The sequence below is a fragment of the Myxococcus sp. RHSTA-1-4 genome, assembly GCF_020037125.1.
Classification (GTDB): domain Bacteria; phylum Myxococcota; class Myxococcia; order Myxococcales; family Myxococcaceae; genus Myxococcus.
Map to the genome: position 1 here is coordinate 67818 of NZ_JAIQDG010000012.1, position 12602 is coordinate 80419.

11 protein-coding genes and 1 tRNA gene are annotated in these 12602 nt (G+C 71.9%); 9 read left to right on the forward strand and 3 right to left on the reverse strand.

The window, feature by feature from the left end:
* Positions 1-518 precede the first annotated feature (518 nt).
* Positions 519-649 (reverse strand) — tRNA-Tyr (locus K8638_RS18070).
* Between the two features lie 209 nt (positions 650-858).
* On the opposite strand from K8638_RS18070, the gene K8638_RS18075 reads away from it, so the two are divergent.
* The 3 genes from K8638_RS18075 to K8638_RS18085 all read left to right on the forward strand — a co-directional run bounded on the left by K8638_RS18075 (position 859) and on the right by K8638_RS18085 (position 3575).
* Positions 859-1836, forward strand: coding sequence for an NADPH:quinone oxidoreductase family protein (locus tag K8638_RS18075; protein ID WP_223755786.1), 978 nt, complete (start codon positions 859-861; stop codon positions 1834-1836).
* Between the two features lie 177 nt (positions 1837-2013).
* Positions 2014-2331, forward strand: coding sequence for a hypothetical protein (locus K8638_RS18080; protein ID WP_223755787.1), 318 nt, complete (start codon positions 2014-2016; stop codon positions 2329-2331).
* A 65-nt stretch (positions 2332-2396) separates the two neighbouring features.
* Positions 2397-3575, forward strand: a complete 1179-nt coding sequence (locus tag K8638_RS18085; protein WP_223755788.1) for a winged helix DNA-binding domain-containing protein — start codon at positions 2397-2399, stop codon at positions 3573-3575.
* 1 nt (position 3576) lies between these two features.
* Here K8638_RS18085 and K8638_RS18090 read toward each other — a convergent pair whose 3' ends face one another.
* Positions 3577-3978, reverse strand: a complete 402-nt coding sequence (locus K8638_RS18090; protein WP_223755789.1) for a hypothetical protein — start codon at positions 3976-3978, stop codon at positions 3577-3579.
* Between the two features lie 163 nt (positions 3979-4141).
* On the opposite strand from K8638_RS18090, the gene K8638_RS18095 reads away from it, so the two are divergent.
* From K8638_RS18095 to K8638_RS18120, 6 genes are all read left to right on the forward strand, one after another.
* Positions 4142-5731, forward strand: a complete 1590-nt coding sequence (locus tag K8638_RS18095) for an MYXO-CTERM sorting domain-containing protein (protein ID WP_223755790.1) — start codon at positions 4142-4144, stop codon at positions 5729-5731.
* 186 nt (positions 5732-5917) lie between these two features.
* Positions 5918-6550 (forward strand): bifunctional 2-polyprenyl-6-hydroxyphenol methylase/3-demethylubiquinol 3-O-methyltransferase UbiG, encoded by a 633-nt coding sequence (locus K8638_RS18100; protein WP_223755791.1) that lies wholly within the window; start codon positions 5918-5920, stop codon positions 6548-6550.
* Between the two features lie 529 nt (positions 6551-7079).
* Positions 7080-8525 carry a hypothetical protein gene (locus tag K8638_RS18105; RefSeq protein WP_223755792.1) on the forward strand — a complete coding sequence of 482 codons (1446 nt, stop codon included), beginning with the start codon at positions 7080-7082 and terminating at the stop codon, positions 8523-8525.
* Between the two features lie 151 nt (positions 8526-8676).
* Positions 8677-9789, forward strand: coding sequence for an XdhC/CoxI family protein (locus K8638_RS18110; RefSeq protein WP_223755793.1), 1113 nt, complete (start codon positions 8677-8679; stop codon positions 9787-9789).
* Between the two features lie 187 nt (positions 9790-9976).
* Positions 9977-10558 carry a nucleotidyltransferase family protein gene (locus K8638_RS18115; RefSeq protein ID WP_223755794.1) on the forward strand — a complete coding sequence of 194 codons (582 nt, stop codon included), beginning with the start codon at positions 9977-9979 and terminating at the stop codon, positions 10556-10558.
* 111 nt (positions 10559-10669) lie between these two features.
* Positions 10670-11437 (forward strand): viroplasmin family protein, encoded by a 768-nt coding sequence (locus K8638_RS18120; RefSeq protein ID WP_223755795.1) that lies wholly within the window; start codon positions 10670-10672, stop codon positions 11435-11437.
* Positions 11438-11554: 117 nt separating this feature from the next.
* Here K8638_RS18120 and K8638_RS18125 read toward each other — a convergent pair whose 3' ends face one another.
* On the reverse strand, positions 11555-12466 hold the full coding sequence (locus tag K8638_RS18125; RefSeq protein WP_223755796.1) for a phosphate ABC transporter substrate-binding protein: 912 nt from the start codon (positions 12464-12466) through the stop codon (positions 11555-11557).
* Positions 12467-12602 lie beyond the last annotated feature (136 nt).

Below are 12602 nucleotides of genomic sequence, written 5' to 3' on the forward strand. Positions count from 1 at the left end.
TTTCGCCCAAACCCGTGGCCGAAATGCACTTCACGGGGTCCGCGCGCGCGAGGCGGCCGGAAAATGCGCGAGCGGGGCGCGCTGTGGCCGGAGCGCACTCCACGGGGTCCGCGCGCGCGAGGGGCGATTGAGCGCTCGTGACGGAGCCGCGATGTGGCCGAAATGCACTTCCTGGGGTCCGCGCGCGAGGCGGAAAAAGCGGCCGGGCCGCGGCGACAGGTGGGTGCTGGATGACAGCACTCCCTCGCGCGCGGCCCGGCCGGGTTCTTCAAGAAAGGGGTGGCGTCCGAGTGGAGAAGCCATCCGTCTTCAAGGCTCGCGCTCTCCCACTGAGCTATCTCCCGGAAGCATTCGGGAGAGCCGGATTCGAACCGGCGACCACGGGCTCCCAGTGCGTGTAGGGCCTCTCCGGACGGACGCCAAAGCGTCTGAAGCTGGGTGCTGCAGGGGGCATCCGGATGGGGACGCCCTTCGAAATACGGCCCGCGCTCTTCCACTGAGCCATCTCCCGAAACGTTTCGGGAGAGCCGGAATCGAACCGGCGCCTCGGGACACCTGGGTGCTGAAGGGACTTGAAGCGCCCGAGGGGTGAAGCCATCGGGTACCGCTCGATTTACCGTCGAGTGCCTTTACCAGTTTGGCTATTCCGCCACAGGCGGCGGAAGTTGGATTCGAACCAACAAGATGGGCGTGTAGGGCCTCACCGGCCGGGCGCTTCAAAAGGGGTGGCTCGGTATCGGGCGTTGCCACCGTCGACCGTGCCTGCGAGGAGAAGGACGCGCATGGACACGGCGACCTGACAGGGGATTTTTCGCCAGGGGCCGTTAGTCTAGGGCCCACCTTGGAGGTTTGACGCACATGCGAGCACTGCAAGTACAGCGACTGGATGGGCCGGACGGGCTCCAGCTGGTGGAAATCCCCGAGCCCGAGGCCGATGACATGGTGCTCATCGACGTGGTGGCCGCGGGGGTGAGCTTCCCGGACCTGCTGCTCTCCCGGGGGCAGTACCAGGCGAAGCCCGCGCTGCCCTTCGTGCCGGGAGTCGAGGTGGCGGGCGTGGTGCGCAGCGCGCCGGCCGGGGCGGGGGTGAAGCCGGGCGAGCGGGTGATGGGGTTCAGCTTCGGGCTGGGCGGCTTCGCCGAGGTGGCGGCGATTCAGCCGGAGATGGTGTTCCGCATCCCCGAGCGCTGGAGCTTCGAGGCGGCGGCGGGCGTGGTGATGAACTACCACACGGCGCACTTCTCGCTGCACCGGCGCGGGCGCGTGAAGGCCGGCGAGGTGGTGGTGATTCACGGCGCGGCGGGAGGCGTGGGGACGGCGGCCATCCAGGTGGCGCGAGGCGCGGGCGCGCGCGTCTTCGCCGTGGTGAGCGACGAGCGCAAGGCCGGGGTGGCACGCAAGGCCGGGGCGCACGAGGTGCTGCTGTCCACCGGCGACTGGGTGGCGCAGGTGCGTGAGAAGACGGGCGGCATGGGCGCCAACGTGGTGCTGGACCCGGTGGGCGGCGACATCTTCGACAAGAGCCTCAAGTGCCTGGCGCCGGAAGGCCGGCTGCTGGTGGTGGGCTTCGCGGGTGGCCGCATCCCCGAGGTGCAGGTGAACCGCCTGCTCCTGCGCAACATCGACGTGGTGGGCGTGGCCTGGGGCGCCTTCCTCCTGCATGAGCCGACGCTGACGCCCACCATCGCCAAGGACCTGGAGGCCATGGCGGAGCAGGGCATCCTCGACCCGGTGGTGGGCAGCGTCTTCCCACTGGAGCAGGGCGCACAGGCGCTGCGCGAGCTGGAGGCGCGGCGGGCGACGGGCAAGGTGGTGCTGCGCGTGCGGCCGGGCTGAGGCACGCGCCCGGAAGGCATGGCTGTCCGGCGGAGACGGGAGCCGCCCGGCCGGATGGCACCGTGCCGGCGCTCGTGCCAGGGTGCCCGCGGGGCGGACGGCCGGGCGCGGGCGCTCGCTCCCCCGCTGCCGTCCTCCGGGGGCGGACCGCACCTTGGTGCAGGAGGTGACAGCACCATGGCGGACAACCCCGTCGAGAAGCAGCACCAGCGCGAGCGTGAGCAGGAGCGGGAGCGGCTGCGCGAGCAGGAGCGGAAGGACCTGGAGGTGGAGTCACGCCGGGGGGCCCGTCCGCTGGAGGGCTACGCCGGAGGACACACCACGTGGACGGGCTCCCAGGACGACGAGGCCGCCGCCCGCGTGCACGCCCGTGACGCCGGCGAGTCCTGGGAGGCCAGCCAGCGCCAGGCCCGGCTGGAGCCGGAGCCCGAGTCCCGCGACGAGGACGAGGACGCGAGCACGCGCGGCAAGGAGCCCGTCTCCCTGCGCGAGTAGGCGTGGCTTCGGGACAGGGGTGGAGCCCCGTGGCTCGCGGGCGTGGGCCTGTTAACGTCCGCCGCGTGCCTCCGTCCTCCCTTCCTCCCGCCGTGACGCTGCACCCGGACGAAGCGCGGCGCTACCTCGTGGGCCAGCACGGGCTGGCCCGGTCCGTGTTCCCCCCGGGCGCGCGGGGCGTGCGCGCCTTGCTGAAGACGCTGCGGTGCATCCAGTTGGACCCGCTGGACGTCATCGGCACCAACGCGGACCTGGTGGCGCTGGCGCGCGTGGACGGCCTCGCGCGCGGCGACGTGTACCGCCACCTGATGCCGGGCCATGCCTTCGAACACTTCGCCAAGGAGCGCTGCCTGCTGCCCGCCAGCGCCTTCCCCTACTACCGCGAGCGCGCGGCCCAGGCGCCGTGGTGGCGGCTGGAGGAGCGGCTCAAGCGCCTGCCCGAGGCGGTGCTGCACGCGGTGATGAAGGAAGTCGAGGAAGCGGGCCCCGCATCCTCGAAGGAGCTGACCGACCACGGAGCGGTGGTGCCACTGGACTGGAGCGGCTGGAAGGGCACCGGGCGCGCCACGGCCATGGCCCTGGAGGTGCTGTGGACGCGCTGCCAGGTGGTGGTGTGCGGGCGCGCTCCCGGCGGCAAGGTGTACGACGTGCCCCGCCGCGCCCTGCCCCGCCACGCGGAGGCTCCGGTGACGCAGCCCTTCGAGCGCTGGGCCCTGATGGAGCGCGTGGAGGCCGCGGGCCTGCTCAGCCGCGCCAGCGGGCCGCACTGGTCCATGCTGTCCGACGTGCGCACCACCGGCCTGCCGGACACGCTCGTGAAGGAGGGCCTGCTGGAGGAGGTGTCCCTGCCGGGCTCGCCCCGGCGCTACCTGGCCCCCACCGGCTTTCGCGAGCGCTCCTTCCCGGAGCCGGATGACCGGATGCGCATCCTCGGGCCATTGGACCCGGTGCTGTGGGACCGCGGGCTGGTGCGGCTGGCGTTCGGCTTCGACTACGTGTGGGAGGTGTACAAGCCCGCCGCGCAGCGGCAGTGGGGCTGGTACGTGTGCCCGCTGCTCCACCGCGGAAGGCTGGTGGGCCGCCTGGAGGCGCGCGTGCGCGAGGACACGCTGCACGTGGACAACCTGTGGCGTGAGAAGGGCGTGAAGCTGGACGACGCGGCGCTGGACGCGGCGCTCGAGCGCCATGCGGCGGCGTGTGGCGCGCAGCGCGTCCGCCGCCCCCGGGCCCGCGTCGCCTCGTGAGTCAACGGAGCGCGGGCAGCTCGCGCTCCAGCGCCTCCGCGGCACGGGCGTCCTTCGGCACGCCGAAGCGCTGGCGCGAGCAGGCCAGGAGCTGCCCCGCGTAGACGGTGTCCTCCAGCGCGGCCCGGAATTCGCCGCGCTCCGCATGGGCCCGCGCCCGCTCGTCCACCAGCCGGGCGAGGATGCGCGCCTGCTCCGCATGGGCGAACAGGCGCACCACCGAGCGTGCGTCGAAGCGCACCAGCGTGTCGAACTCCATGCCGAGCGACAGCGTGCAGGCCTCGCGGATGCCCTGGAGGCACTCGTCCAGCGAGGCCTCCGCCCGCGCACGGGCAATCTCCGGAGCCATGCGGCCGAGCTCGCGCACGGCGTTCAGCGTGAAGACGTAGCGCAAGACGGGCATGTGGATGGGAACTACACCCCAGGCCGGGCGAATCATCCAGTCCCACCCGCGCGAGCCCCCTCCGCGCGCTCCTCCTGCAATCTTCGCGGCTCACTTCAGGGAGGCAGGAAAGTCACGAAGGTCTGGTGGACCGCGCGTGCGGGGGCGCGCCAGACTTCGGGCCATGAACCTGCCACGTGTCGCGCTCCTCGTCCTGCTCCCTTCGCTTGCAGCCCAGGCCGCCGAGTACCGGGTGGGCCCCGGGCAGCCGTATGCCTCCATCGGCGCGGTGCCCTGGGAGTCACTCGCGCCCGGGGACACCGTGCTCATCCACGCGCGGTCCACGCCCTACGCGGAGAAGTGGGTGCTGGGACGGCGAGGCACCGCCGCCGCGCCCATCACCGTGCGGGGTGTGAAGGACGCGGCGGGCAACCTGCCCGTCATCGTCGGGGAGAACGCCACCACGCGCTCTCAGCTCAACTACTGGAACGAGGAGCGCGGCATCCTGAAGATTGGCGGCTCCAACACGCCGGCGGACACGGTGCCCGCATACCTCGTGGTGGAGAACCTGCACCTGCGCCGGGCGCGTGGCGCCTTCACCGGGCGCAACGGTGCCTCCTCGTACGCGGCCAACGCCGCCGCAATCTTCGTCGAGAAGGGCGAGCACATCACCCTGCGCGGCAACGTCCTGGAGGACAGCGGCAACGGACTGTTCATCGCCAACGCGACGTCGGACGTCACCGTCGAGAACAACCACATCCTCGGCAACGGCAACCCCGACAGCATCTACGAGCACAACGCGTACACCGAGGCGCTCGGCATCACCTACCAGTTCAACCGCTTCGGACCGCTGTGCACGGGCTGCCTGGGCAACAACCTGAAGGACCGCTCCGCCGGCACCGTCATCCGCTACAACTGGATTGAGGGCGGCAACCGGCAGCTGGACCTGGTGGAGTCCAGCAGCGCCACGCTGAGAGCGGACCCGTCCTATGCGCGCACCTTCGTCTACGGCAACGTGCTGCTGGAGCCGGAGGGCGCGGGCAACCGGCAAATCGTTCACTTCGGCGGCGACAACGGCACCACCGCCAACTACCGCGGCACGCTCTACTTCTTCCACAACACCGTGGTGTCCTCGCGCACGGACCGCACCACGCTGCTGCGCCTGTCCGACAACGCGCAGACGGCGCACGTGACGGGCAACGTCGTGCTGGTGGCCGCGGCCAATGGCAACACGCTGTCGCTCACCGACGCGGCGGGCACGCTGCGCCACGGGGGCAACTGGTACAAGCCCGGCTACGTGTCCAGCTTCGGCACCGTCACCGGCTCCGTGGTGGACACCGGCGGCAACCTCACCGGCAGCGACCCGGGCTTCGCCGACCTCTCCGGACAGGACTTCCGCCTGACCGCGGGCTCGCCCCTCCGGGACGAGGCGGTGGCACCTCCCACCGAGGCCAGCGGGCATCCGGTGGCGTGGCAGTACGTGAAGCACACCTCCGGCGAACGGCGCGCACAGGTCAGCCCGGGCCACATCGGCGCGCATGGGGACACCGTGCAGCCCGGAGCGGAGACGGACGCGGGGACTCCGGACGCGGGGAGCTCGGACGCCGGGACGGAGACGCCCGACGCGGGCCCGCCTCCGGTGACGGAGCCCGGAGAGAATCCGGGCTCGGGGGACGACAGCGGGTGCGGCGCGACGGGAGGAGGGTTCGCCGGGCCGCTCGCGCTGCTGCTGCTCGCGGCCCTGGCCGCTCGGCGTGGACGGCGGGCGAGCTGAAGCGCCCGGGGTGTGACCGCGAGGACTCGGCCCCGCGGTCACACCTCCGCGAGCACGGTCCATCCCGGTCGCGGGGTGATGCGCCTCGACAGCGCGGGGCGGAACCGTGGACTGGAGCGCGGAACGTCACCTCGGGACTTCGCGGAGCAGCCGTGATTGCGGCACACTCGCGTGAGGAGGCCCACCATGTCCCAACCCGGCGGTCCCGACGTTCGCGACCAGTGGAATTCACGCTTCTCCGCGCAGGAGTACGTCTACGGCACGAAGCCCAACGACTTCCTCGCGGAGTCCGCGTCCTCGCTGCCTCCCGCGCCCGCGCGCGTGCTCAGTCTCGGCGAGGGCGAGGGACGCAATGCCGTCTTCCTCGCGACGCTGGGCCACCGAGTGACGGCGGTGGATGCATCGGAGGTAGGACTGGGCAAGGCCGAGAAGCTCGCGGCGGAGCGCGGCGTCTCGCTGAAGACGGTGGTGAGCGACCTGGCGGACTTCACCCTCACGCCGGACACGTGGGACGTCGTGGTCTCCATCTTCTGCCACCTGCCCATGCCGCTGCGGAGACAGGTGCACCGCGCCGTCGTCGCGAGCCTGCGGCCCGGCGGCATGGTGGTGCTCGAAGGGTACACGCCGGCCCAGCTCGCCCTGCGCACGGGTGGGCCCCCGAAACGCGAATGGCTCTACACCGCCGAGGAGCTGCGCGAGGACTTCCAGGGGCTGGACTTCCTGGTGCTCCGCGAGCTGGAGCGTGACGTGGTGGAGGGGAAGCTCCACACCGGCAGGGGCGCGGTGGTGCAGGTGCTGGCGCGCAAGCCGACCCGCTGACTCATGACGCAGTAGGAATCGCACGACTCGACGTGCTCCGCGACAGGCGCAAACGCGCCGGCTCCTCCGGGCTCGGAGTCTGCCGTCATTGCCATCCCCGGAGGAGGCGTGCCAATGCCCCGGGAGCCTGAGTCCTTCTCCGCCGCCAGCGCTCCCCATATCAGGGTGTCCACCCCAGGGGTCTGACATGGTGGGGAGGCTGGAGCCCGCCACCGGCGAGGACCTGACAGGCCACGCGGAATGGAGGCTCCATTCCGGACCTGGCGCCCCCGGGGACGGCCCCGGCAGGGTGGCTGAGCCCACGGGTGGTGAGGGCCTGGCTGCCACGTGGAATGGACGCTCCATTCCGGACATGGCGCCCCGGGCGCTGACCCGGCAGGAAGCCGTGGCCTGAGAGACAGGGCCCGGAGCTTCGCATGCCCTCCGGCTCGGGCCCCCCGGACATGTCCAAGACACCGTTCCTGCTACCGCGTGGCCGAGATGGCTCCGCGACGGGTCCCATCCGCGTCCCGCGTGAGCCACCTTCCGCATGCCTTCGCTGTACGCCATGCCGCGAGGGCTGCGAGACTCCATCGCGGTGGCCCCCTCCCCTGCTCTCACGCCTTCCGCTCGCACCACCGGGGCTCCCGGCTGGCGCTGGACGTGCGCGGTGTTCAGCGCGGCGTTCCTGTTCCTCCTCGCGCTGGAGGCGGGGTTCCGGCGGTACGCCCCGGACGGGCTGCGCTTCCAGGCGTGGAACTCCGAGCGGATGATGCAGACGCTGTCGCTGCGAGACCTGCGCGACGAGCCGCTGCGCTCGCTCTGGTACCTCCATATCCAGCCGCCACTGCTCGATGTCTTCCGCGCCTCGCTGGCGGGGCTGCACCGCTCGCTGGACGAAGCCTCGCTGGTGGACGCCGTGGACCGGTGGACGTACGTGGCCTGGGCGGCCGTGTTCGCCGCGACGGCGGCGCTCGTGTTCTCCTGGCTGCACCGGCTGGCGGGATGGAGGACGGCGCTTGTCGGCACGGTGCTGTGGGTGCTCCATCCGGCGGCCATCGCCTTCGCCACCCTCCTGGATGGGACGGCCGCCAGCGCCGCCGCCTTCCTGTGGTTCTGCCTGGAGCAATGGCGCTTCCACCGGGGAGAGGGGTCGGTGCCACGGCTCGCGGCCGCGACGCTGGTGCTCTTCTTCCTGCGCTCCATCTTCCAGTGGCCGTTCCTCGTGCTGGGGGTGCTGAGCCTGGTGCTGCTACGCGTGCCGGCCCGTCGCGTGGTGCGGTATGCGGCGGTGGTGGGGCTGCTCGCGGGGCTGTACGTCGCCAAGCAGTTCGTGCTGTTCGGCACGCCGATGACGTCCACCTTCGACGGGATGAACTTCTGCCGGGCCATCGGCATGGGGGAGCCGGATGTCAGCGAGCTGCGCCTGCCGCGAGACATCTTCCCCGGGTCGCTGCCCTCACCCACTCGCGCCGCCGTGCTGCGCGAGGAGGAGAAGCTGGGCGGGCACTACAACTACAACCAGCTCGACTACCTGCGGTACTCGGCGGCGCTGAAGCACGTGTGCCGGCAGGCGCTGCGCTCCCGGCCGCTGTCCACCACACTGGCCTCCTTCGCGCAGAACGCGCTCCTGTATGGCCGGCCGTCCAGCCGATACCAGCCGAATGTCCTCGTGGACCGGCTGCCCTGGCGCGGGGCGTACGACTTCGTCTTCTCCTCACCGGTGCTGTGGCTGCTGCTGCTCGCCGCCGGTGTGAGCGCGGCGCGGCGGCTGAAGGGCGCGGAGGACTGGCGGCACACGGCGGCCCTGGTGCTGCCCATCCTCTACGTGGCCGCGGTGAGCGTCCTCTTCGAGAAGGGCGAGAACATGCGGTTCAAGTACTTCGTCGAGCCGGTGCTGTTCGTGTTCCTCTGCTCGGAGGGGGCCCGGCTGGCCACGCGAATCCGGCTTCGGAGACCGGCCACCCACCGCACCGTGGGTGACAGCGCCGGATGAGCGCGGCGGCATGGCGGATGGCCGCCGGGCGGGGCTTGCACGGGATGCCCCCACGGCCGCGGCCCACGGGGTGGGTGGGCAGGCGCGGGCGCTTCGCGGATACTGCGGGCACCGCGATGTACCGCCACCTCTCTCAGCCAGGGAATGCGACATGAAGGACCTGGACGCCATCCTCCGAGCCCGGCAGCGAGCCCGAGGACCGCTGGTGCTGGCCACCGTCGTTGCCGTGTCCGGCTCGTCGTACCGGAAGCCCGGTGCGCGCATGCTGATGGGCGAGGAGGGGTGGCTGGCGGGTGGCGTGAGCGGCGGGTGCCTGGAGGCCGACATCGTCCGCAAGGCCTTCTTCTGGACGAGCACCGGCCCCCGGCTGCTGCGCTACGACTCCACCGGCGACAACGCCGAGGACGAGGGCGGCCTGTCCTTCGCGCTCGGGTGCAACGGCGTGGTGGACGTGCTGCTGGAGCGCTTCGAGGCGGGCCCCGCGGATGCGCTCACCTTCGCGGACGAGGCCCGGCGGGCGGGACGGCGCGCGGTGGTGGCCACCGTGTACCGGGGCCCCGCCTGCGCGGCGGGCTCGCGGCTGCTGATGGGTGAGGACGGCACGGAGGCGGGAGACCTGTCCGGAGCGCTGCGCGATGCCGTGCGTGAGGCGGCCCGCGAGGCGCTGGAGGCAGGGCACACGTGGAGTGGCCCGTGCGGTGGCGCGGACGTGCTGGTGGAGGTGGTGGAGCCGCCCCATCCGCTCGTCATCTTCGGCAGCGGCTTCGACGTGGCTCCGGTGGTGACGCAGGCCGCGGGCCTGGGCTGGCATGTCACCGTGGTGGCGGACCGCCCCGCGGAGACGCTGCGGCGCCGCTTCCCCCTGGCGCACGCGGTGGTGTCGGCGAAGGCCCGCGACGCGGCCGACGCGGTGCCCCTGTCCCCGCGCACACTCGCGGTGCTGATGACGCACAGCCTGCCGCAGGACCGCGAGCTGCTGCCCCGGCTGCTCCCCAGGACGCTGCGCTACCTGGGCGTGCTGGGCCCGCGCGCGCGCACGGAGCGGCTGCTCGCGGAGATGTCGCCCGCGCCCACGCCCGCGCAGCTCGACAAGCTGCATGCGCCCATGGGACTGGACGTGGGGGCGGAGGGTGCGGAGGAGATTGCGCTGTCCGTCATCGCCGAGCTGCAGGCGGTCGTCTCTGACCGCGACGGAGGCAAGCTGCGCGAGCGGCGGGCTCCCATCCATTCCGTGGCTCCGCCTCCGGCTCGGAGGTTGGCATGACGGCGGGCGTGGCGCCGCTGACCGCATGGGGTGCCACGCTGCTTGCACCCCTGACGCTGCCGTGGGTTGCTCCTCAAACGCGGAGGCTGGCGTGACGGTGGGGCATGGTGTTGCTGGCCGCACGGAGTGCCGCGCTGCTGGCGCTCCTGATGCAGCCGGGGGCAGCACCTCCCGCACGGAGGCTGACGTGACAGTCGGAGTGGTGGTGCTGGCTGCTGGAGGCTCCTCGCGGCTGGGGCGCCCGAAGCAGCTCGTGCTCCATCAAGGCAGGACTCTGGTGCGGAGGGCCGCGGAGTCCGCGCTCGCCGTGGAGTGCGGCCCCGTGGTGGTGGTGCTTGGCGCGCACCGCGAGGCCGTGGCCTCGGAGCTGGCGGGCCTCCCCGTACGGACCGTGGAGCATGCGGACTGGGCAGCGGGGCCCGGGGGCTCGCTCGTCGCGGGCGTGCGGGCCCTCACCGGGGCGGTGCCTTCCGTGGAGGCCGTGCTCGTCATGCTGTGTGACCAGCTCCGCGTGGACTCCTCGCACCTGCGCGCGCTGGTGGAGACGTGGAGGCGCACCGGCGCGGCCGTGGTGGCCTCCTCCTACGAGGAGACCCGGGGCGTCCCCGCGCTCTTCTCCCGCGCCGTGCTCCCGGAGCTGGAGGCGCTCGGCCCCGAGCAGGGCGCGCGCGGAGTGATTGCCCGTGAGCCCTCGCGCGTGGCCGAGGTGCCGCTGCCCGGTGGCGGCGAGGACGTGGATACCGTGGCGGACCTCGCGCGACTGCGGTGAGCCGACCTACGGGCCCGGGGAGCCCCCACCTCCGGGCGCGGGGCTTCCTCGGCACCTCCCGCGCCTTCGTGGCCATGGCCGTGAAGCCCGTGGCCGCATAGGGTGGCGGCCATGGAGAGTCGCGCCACGCTGGTGTTCACCGACGGTGCATGTTCCGGCAACCCCGGCCCGGGAGGCTGGGGCGTCATCATCGTCACGCCCGACGGACAGGTGACGGAGCTGGGCGGCCACGAGCCGGAGACCACCAACAACCGGATGGAGCTCACCGCCGTGGGCAAGGCGCTGCGCCACCTGGAGCGGACCCCGGGGCCCCTGCACATCCTCACGGACTCCACCTACGTGATTCAGGGCATCACCCGCTGGGCCTTCGGCTGGAGCAAGCGCGGGTGGAAGACGGCCGAGGGCGGCGACGTCGCCAACGCCGCCTACTGGAAGCGGCTGATGGCCCTGCTGGCCGAGCGCAGGCAGTCCTTCTCCGGCGAGGCCGCCTCCATCGAGTGGAAGTACGTCCGCGGCCACGTCGGCGTGCCCGGCAACGAGCGCGTGGATGAAATCGCCGTCGCCTTCTCCAAGGGCAAGCGCCCGGCCCTCTACACCGGCCCGCTCCAGGGATACGGCGTGGCCGTGCACGACATCCCCGACGACACCTCCATCCCCGAGAAGGAGACCCGGCAGCGCGAGGGCTCCTCCAGCAAGGCGTACTCCTACCTCAGCGAGGTGGGCCGCACCGTGAAGCGCCACTCCACCTGGGCCGCGTGCGAGCGCCGCGTGAAGGGCGTGCCCGGCGCCCGCTTCAAGAAGACACGGAGCGCACTGGAGGAGGCCAAGGTCCTCGAGGAGTGGGGCTTCAGCACCGAGGACGTCCAGGCGGAGGACTGAGCCCGGCCAGGTCCGGGGCCTGGCCGCCCTGGGGCTCGACTACCGGTACGTCCTCACCGGCTCGATGCTCGACCTGCTCGCATCCACGCTGAAGGCCGGCCGCACGCGCGGGGAGGGCTACTGCTGCTGCGGTTGTCCCTTCACCGGGAAGTAGCCCACCTGCGTGACGATGGCCTGCCCCTCGGGGGAGAGCGCGAAGTCCATGAAGGCCTTCGCGGTGCCCGAGGGCGCGCCGCGCGTGTAGAAGAAGAGGTCGCGGCTGAGCGGGTAGCGGCCACTCTGGATGTTCTCCTGGCTCGGCGCCACCTCGTCGCTGCCCACCTTCACCGCCAGCTCGCGGATGCCCTTGCCGTAGGCCGCGCCGCCGAAGCCGATGCCGTTCTTCTCCTTGGACACCGCGTTGACGACGGCGGCGGTGCCCGGCAGCGTCAGCGCCTCCGGAGCGAAGTCCTCACCCTTGAGCACCTCCTCCTTCACGAAGACATAGGTGCCGGAGGAGTTCTCACGCGAGTAGACGACGATGGGCGCGTCCGGGCCGCCCACCTCCTTCCAGTTCTTCACGTCGCCCAGGTAGATGGCCCGCAGGTCCTCCAGGGAGAGCGCGCGCACCGGGTTGGCCTCGTGCACGTAGAAGGTGACGCCGTCGCGGGCCACCGCCGTCTCCTGCGCCTGCGCCTTGTGGCGCGCCTGCACCTGCTGGGATTCGGCCGGCTTGATGGCGCGGCTGGACATGGCGATTTCGGTCGTGCCGTTGAGCAGCGCCGCGATGCCCGTGCCGGAGCCGCCGCCCGTCACCTGGACGCGCATGGCTGGGTTCTTCTTCATGAAGGCCTCGGCCCACTGCTGGCCGAGGATGACCATGGTGTCACTGCCCTTGACGGTGAGCGCCCCACCCGCCGCCGGCGCGGCTTCCGACGGCGCGCTCGCGTCCGGAGCGCCAGCCGCGCCGGACTTGTCGCCACCCTTGCAGGCCGTGACGAGCGAGAGGAGCGCGAGGGTCAGCAGGGAGCAGAGGGTGTTCTTCTTCATGCGCGATTCCAGGAAGGGAGTGGAGACACATCCGACAGCACGAATGCGCCGCGACCATCTCACGACCGGGCCAGCGCGCGACGTCCCAGGTGAAACACACCCCGGCTTCCGTCCTGTCCGAGACTTCGTCACGACT

Bases quoted from the DNA above. Each gene is read 5' to 3' on its own strand.
- K8638_RS18075 (WP_223755786.1), top strand. From the start codon at position 859: ATGCGAGCACTGCAAGTACAGCGACTGGATGGGCCGGACGGGCTCCAG.
- K8638_RS18080 (WP_223755787.1), top strand. From the start codon at position 2,014: ATGGCGGACAACCCCGTCGAGAAGCAGCACCAGCGCGAGCGTGAGCAG.
- K8638_RS18090 (WP_223755789.1), bottom strand. From the start codon at position 3,978: ATGCCCGTCTTGCGCTACGTCTTCACGCTGAACGCCGTGCGCGAGCTC.
- K8638_RS18095 (WP_223755790.1), top strand. From the start codon at position 4,142: ATGAACCTGCCACGTGTCGCGCTCCTCGTCCTGCTCCCTTCGCTTGCA.
- K8638_RS18100 (WP_223755791.1), top strand. From the start codon at position 5,918: ATGTCCCAACCCGGCGGTCCCGACGTTCGCGACCAGTGGAATTCACGC.
- K8638_RS18105 (WP_223755792.1), top strand. From the start codon at position 7,080: ATGCCTTCGCTGTACGCCATGCCGCGAGGGCTGCGAGACTCCATCGCG.
- K8638_RS18110 (WP_223755793.1), top strand. From the start codon at position 8,677: ATGAAGGACCTGGACGCCATCCTCCGAGCCCGGCAGCGAGCCCGAGGA.
- K8638_RS18120 (WP_223755795.1), top strand. From the start codon at position 10,670: ATGGAGAGTCGCGCCACGCTGGTGTTCACCGACGGTGCATGTTCCGGC.
- K8638_RS18125 (WP_223755796.1), bottom strand. From the start codon at position 12,466: ATGAAGAAGAACACCCTCTGCTCCCTGCTGACCCTCGCGCTCCTCTCG.